General features: G+C 60.5%; 5 protein-coding genes. All 5 read left to right on the top strand.

The features are described from left to right. The first annotated feature begins 277 nt into the window (after window positions 1–277). The 5 genes from rfbB to HBN68_RS19720 all read left to right on the top strand — a co-directional run bounded on the left by rfbB (window position 278) and on the right by HBN68_RS19720 (window position 5994). Window positions 278–1360, top strand: coding sequence for a dTDP-glucose 4,6-dehydratase (gene rfbB, locus HBN68_RS19700; protein WP_094993229.1), 1083 nt, complete (start codon window positions 278–280; stop codon window positions 1358–1360). A gap of 2 nt (window positions 1361–1362) precedes the next feature. Continuing rightward, window positions 1363–2247, top strand: a complete 885-nt coding sequence (gene rfbD / locus HBN68_RS19705) for a dTDP-4-dehydrorhamnose reductase (RefSeq protein WP_169964684.1) — start codon at window positions 1363–1365, stop codon at window positions 2245–2247. A 66-nt stretch (window positions 2248–2313) separates the two neighbouring features. After that, complete coding sequence (locus HBN68_RS19710; protein ID WP_169964589.1) at window positions 2314–4128, top strand: cache domain-containing protein; 1815 nt, start codon at window positions 2314–2316, stop codon at window positions 4126–4128. Beyond that, on the top strand, window positions 4125–5519 hold the full coding sequence (locus HBN68_RS19715; protein ID WP_169964591.1) for a sigma-54 dependent transcriptional regulator: 1395 nt from the start codon (window positions 4125–4127) through the stop codon (window positions 5517–5519). Before HBN68_RS19710 ends, HBN68_RS19715 begins: the two co-directional genes overlap by 4 nt. A gap of 19 nt (window positions 5520–5538) precedes the next feature. Then, complete coding sequence (locus HBN68_RS19720) at window positions 5539–5994, top strand: thioesterase domain-containing protein (RefSeq protein WP_169964593.1); 456 nt, start codon at window positions 5539–5541, stop codon at window positions 5992–5994. Window positions 5995–6000: the final 6 nt, after the last annotated feature.

Genomic DNA, 6000 nt, shown 5'->3' on the forward strand with positions numbered 1-6000 from the left:
CGGCCCGCCATCACAGAACAGTGGACGTCCGGTGGGGCGGACGTCAACACGCAGCCCTCTTATAGCCGACAAATATCTACTTTTAAAACGTTTTCAGAGGATCGGTACGTTTAAATTGGTTTTTAGGTCGATATATATCGATAAATTCAGGATAAATGCCTTAACCCTTTGCCTCATTCATTCCCTCACCTGCTCAGTAGCACTTGCACCGCTCCGCGCATCCCCACAAGCTATGCGCCAATTGTTTGTACACCGTCAGGGAATAAGGGATATCCACATGCGCATTTTAGTTACCGGCGGCGCCGGTTTTATTGGTTCAGCTCTGATCCGTCACCTGATCCAGAACACCGGGCACGAGGTCCTCAACCTCGACAAACTGACCTACGCCGGCAACCTCGAATCGCTGCACAGCATTGCCACCAACACCCGCTACGAGTTCGTGCAGGCCGATATCGTCGACCAGGCCACCGTCAGCGCTGTAATTGAGCGCTTCCAGCCGGAGGCGATCATGCACCTGGCGGCCGAATCCCACGTTGACCGTTCCATCGACGGCCCGTCGGACTTCATCCAGACCAACATCGTTGGCACCTACAGCCTGCTGGAAGCCACGCGCGCTTATTGGCTCACGCTTGAAGAACCGGCGAAAAGTGCGTTCCGTTTCCACCACATTTCCACTGACGAAGTGTATGGCGACCTGCATGGCGTGGATGACCTGTTCACTGAAACCACTCCGTATGCGCCAAGCTCGCCGTACTCGGCCAGCAAGGCCGCTTCGGACCACTTGGTCCGCGCCTGGAACCGCACCTACGGCTTGCCGGTGTTGCTGACCAACTGCTCGAACAACTACGGGCCATTCCATTTCCCGGAAAAACTGATCCCGCTGGTGATCCTCAATGCACTGGCGGGCAAACCGCTGCCGGTCTACGGCAATGGCCTGCAAGTACGTGACTGGTTGTATGTGGAAGACCATGCCCGCGCCCTGTTGAAAGTCGTGACCGAAGGCGTGGTGGGCGAGACCTACAACATCGGCGGCCATAACGAGCAGAAGAACATCGACGTGGTGCGTGGCATCTGCACCCTGCTTGAAGAGCTGGCACCTCAGCACCCGGCTGGGGTGGCACACTTCGCAGACCTCATCACCTTCGTCAAGGACCGTCCGGGCCACGACCAGCGCTACGCCATTGACGCCAGCAAAATCGAGCGCGAGCTAGGCTGGGTGCCGGAAGAAACCTTCGAAACCGGTTTGCGCAAAACTGTGCAGTGGTACCTGGACAACCTTGAATGGTGCCAACGCGTTCAGGACGGTAGCTATCAGGGCGAGCGTCTAGGCTCTACAGAACCCAAAGACCTGATTGCATGACCATGGGCTCGCCTGAATTGAAAATTCTCATCAGCGGTAAAACCGGCCAAGTGGCCATGGAGCTGCAAAAACGTCTGGCCGATTTGGGCGAGTTGATCGTGCTGGGTCGCGATCAACTGGACCTGAGTCAGCCTGAGCAAATCCGTGCGCAGGTGCGGGCACATGCGCCTGATCTGATCATCAACGCAGCCGCCTACACGGCCGTGGACCAGGCCGAAAGCGACGTCGACGCCGCGAATGCGATCAACGCCACAGCGCCCGGTATTTTCGCTGAGGAAGCCAAGGCACTGGGCATCCCGCTGATTCATTACTCCACCGATTACGTGTTTGATGGCAGTAAAGAATCGCCCTATACCGAAGACGACCCAACCAACCCGTTGAGCGTCTATGGCCACAGCAAGTTGCTGGGTGAAAAAGCCATTGCCGCGACAGGGTGTCAGCACCTGACACTGCGCACCAGTTGGGTCTACTCCTCGCACGGTAAAAACTTCCTGCTGACCATGCAGCGCATGCTGCAAGAAAAACCGGAACTGCGCATCGTAGCGGACCAGATCGGCGCGCCTACGTGGGCGGGCACCATTGCCAACAGCACGCGGGCCTTGATTGAGCGCTGGCAAGCAGGCAACCCTGGCACTTGGGGCGTTTACCACCTCACGGCCCATGGCCAAACCTCATGGTTCGGCTTTGCCCAGGCCATCGGTGAACAGTTGCTGGCGCTGGACAAGCCATGCGCCGTGCTCGAAGCCATCCCTTCAAGCGCCTATCCAACGCCTGCCAAACGTCCGCTTAATTCACGACTTGATTGCAGTCGGCTGGCGGCTGACTGGGGCGTTACGCAGCCCGACTGGCACACGGCGCTGCGCGAGTGCATGGCCGAGCAAGGCTAAACATCGGACGCGGATAGCTAAAAACCGCAGGTATACTGCGCCGTACTCTTGCGGCGTAGTTTCAACATGATCAAAACCCCTCCCGTGCCTCGCAGACCTCGCTGGCGCAGCCTCGCATTACTGGCCTTGTGTCTGGCGCCGTTGTTGTGGCCGTTGCAGCATCTGGCCGAGCGTTATTACCGCAGTGAACTGGCCGGGCAAAATCGCCAGACCCTCGATCTCTACGTCGCCAACCTGCTGGGCACGCTGCATCGCTATGAAGTGCTGCCGCAAATCCTTGGTGAACTGCCTACCCTGCGCGCCCTGCTGGCAGACCCGGAAAACCCGCAAATTCTCAGCCACGCCAACCAGTTACTCAATGAAATCAGCACCCAGACAGGGGCCGAGGTCATGTACCTGATGGATGCCCACGGCGATACACTGGCCGCCTCTAACTGGGACAAGCAAGACAGCTTTATCGGCCGCAACTTCGCCTTTCGCCCTTACTTCAGTGAAGCGATGGACGGCAAACTGGGGCGCTTCTTCGGGCTGGGCACCACCTCCGGCAAACGCGGTTATTTCTTTGCCGCGCCCGTCGTCGAGGGTGACAAGAAAATCGGCGTGCTGGTGGTCAAGGTTGACCTCGACCACACCGAGCGCCTGTGGGGGCAAACGCCGGAACAGCTGATGGTCACCGACCCCAATGGCGTGGTCATTCTGACCTCGCGCCCGGAGTGGCGCTTCAGGGCCACCCGCGAACTGACACCGCAAGAGCAGCAGTCGATCTTTGCCATCCTGCCCTACCCGACCCGCGACCCGAAGCCGCTGAACCTGAACCTCAGCAATTGGTTGGTACAAACCCAGGGCATCGACGAAACCGGCTGGAGCGTCAACATCCTCGCCCCGCGCACCTTGATCGACCGCCCGGTACGCACTGTGCTGGCCATCGGTGGCGCCACGCTGCTGGTGGTGATGTTGCTAATTGGTTTGATGATGCAGCGTCGTCGTCACTACATGGAGCGCATCGCCTTTGAAGCCAAGGCCCGCCGCGAACTGGAAATGCGCGTGGCAGAGCGCACCAGCGACCTTGAAGGGCTGAACCGGCGCCTGCGCGAAGAAGTGCTGGAGCGCGAACATGCGCAACAAGAACTGGTACGTGCGCAGGACGATCTGGTGCAGGCCGGCAAGCTGTCTGCGCTAGGCACCATGTCAGCGAGCATCAGCCACGAGTTGAATCAGCCGCTGGCCGCCATCCGCAGCTACGCCGAAAATGCCGAGGTCTTGCTGGACCACCAACGCATCGACGACGCACGCGGCAATCTCAAGCTGATTAACGAGCTGACCGGGCGCATGGCGTCGATCATTGCTCACCTGCGGGCCTTTGCGCGGCGCGATCGCCATGCCCCGGAAAGCGTCGCCTTGCAACCTGCGCTGGATGACGCGCTGGCCTTACTGGCCAAACGTCGGCGCAGCATGGAAGTCGAGTTGATTCGCGACTTGCCTGCCGCCACGCTCTGGGTTGAAGCCGGAGAAACACGCCTGCGCCAAGTGCTGGGCAACCTGTTGGCCAATGCCCTCGACGCGCTGACCGAAAAAGGTCCGCCGAGGCGGTTGTGGTTGAGTGCCGAATCCACCCCGGAGGGCGTCACCGTGTGCATCCGCGACAACGGGCCGGGTTTCTGCATGGAGGCGCTTGGCCGCGCTGGCGAGCCGTTTTACACAACCAAAACCCGAACCCAGGGGCTAGGCCTGGGCCTTGCCATTTGCGACACCCTGATTCGAGCCTTTGGCGGCGAATTGCTGTTTGCCAACCATAAGGAAGGCGGCGCCTTAATCACCCTACGACTGCGCGCAGGCGCGCCGGGCGTCAGCCTGCAAGCTTCAGAGGATTCCAGGTCATGAGCCAACCCATCGACGAGAAGGTCCAGGTCATCCTGATCGATGACGACCCGCACCTGCGTCAAGCGCTGTATCAAACCCTCGACCTCGCAGGCCTGAACGTCCTGCCGCTGGCCGAAGCCACCGGCCTTGCCGGGCGCATCGAGCGCAACTGGCCGGGTGTGGTGGTCAGTGACATCCGCATGCCCGGCATGGACGGACTTGAACTGCTGGCCGAACTTCACGCCCAGGACCCCGAACTGCCGGTGTTGCTGATTACCGGCCATGGCGACGTGCCCCTCGCGGTACAAGCCATGCGCTCCGGGGCCTACGACTTTCTGGAAAAACCCTTTGCCAGCGACGCTTTGCTGGAGGGTGTGCGCCGCGCCCTGGCCTTACGCGCGCTGGTGCTGGACAACCGCAGCCTGCGCATGGCCCTGAGTGACCGCCAGCAACTGAGTACGCGACTGGTCGGCCTCTCGCCCCCGATGTTGCGCCTGCGCGAGCAAATCGGCGCACTGGCTGCCACCAAGGCCGACGTGCTGATTCTGGGTGAGACCGGCTCCGGCAAAGAAGTGGTCGCCCGGGCGTTGCACGACTTGTCGAGCCGCCGCGACGGCCCGTTTGTGGCAATCAACGCTGGGGCGCTGGCCGAATCCGTCGTAGAAAGCGAGTTGTTCGGCCACGAGCCGGGCGCCTTCACGGGCGCGCAAAAGCGCCGGATCGGCAAGTTCGAATTTGCCAATGGCGGCACGCTGTTCCTCGACGAAATCGAAAGCATGAGCCTGGACGTGCAGGTCAAGTTACTGCGTCTGCTGCAAGAGCGCGTCGTCGAACGCCTGGGGGGGAACCAGTTGATCCCGCTGGACATCCGCGTGATTGCTGCCACCAAGGAAGACCTGCGTCAGGCCGCCGATCAGGGCCGCTTCCGCGCCGACTTGTATTACCGGCTCAACGTTGCCCCATTGCGCATCGCCCCGTTGCGCGAGCGTGGCGACGATGTACTGATGCTCTTCAAGTACTTTGCAGACGAAGCCAGTGCCCGCCACGGCCTGACCCACAACGTGTTGCAACCTGCACAACGCAGCTTGCTGCTGCGACACGCCTGGCCGGGCAACGTACGCGAACTGCAAAACGTCGCCGAGCGTTTTGCATTGGGGCTTGAGCTGGCGCTGGACAATGAGTCTGCCGATGCCCCGCCATCGTCTAGCCTTGAAGGTTCAGGCAAATTGAGCGAGCAGGTCGAGCATTTCGAGAAAAGCCTGATCATGGCCGAACTCGAACGCTCCCACAGCTCCATGCGCAGCCTGGCCGAAGCGTTGGGCGTGCCGCGCAAAACCTTGCACGACAAGCTGCGCAAGTACGGCCTGCACTTTGAAAGCGGCAGCCACGCCAACCCCGATGAACTTGAGTGATTTGACCAAAGAGGCCTGCATGAACCGCGACAGTCGTTACCTGGAATCCATCCTCCACCACGACATCCCGCTGACCCGCGAAATGGGCCTCAAAGTCCTCGGCTGGCATGACCGGCAGCTGCGCCTGCAGTTGCCGCTGAGTGCCAACATCAACCACAAGAGCACCATGTTTGGCGGCAGCCTGTACTGCGGCGCGGTATTGGCGGGCTGGGGCTGGTTGCATTTGAGGCTACGTGAAGCAGGCATTGAAGACGGGCACATCGTGATTCAGGAGGGCCATATCAGCTACCCGCTGCCGGTCACGCAGGACGCGATTGTGCTGTGCGATGCGCCGGACGAGGCGGCATGGAACAAGTTTTTGAGCATGTACACACGCCATAGCCGCGCGCGCCTGACACTGCAAACCCGGGTCATCAATACAGACGGCGAAGAAGACGCCGTCCGCTTCAGCGGCCAGTATGTGTTGCATCGTTGACCCTGG

This window comes from Pseudomonas sp. WS 5078, from assembly GCF_012985745.1.
Classification (GTDB): Bacteria; Pseudomonadota; Gammaproteobacteria; order Pseudomonadales; family Pseudomonadaceae; genus Aquipseudomonas; species Aquipseudomonas lundensis_A.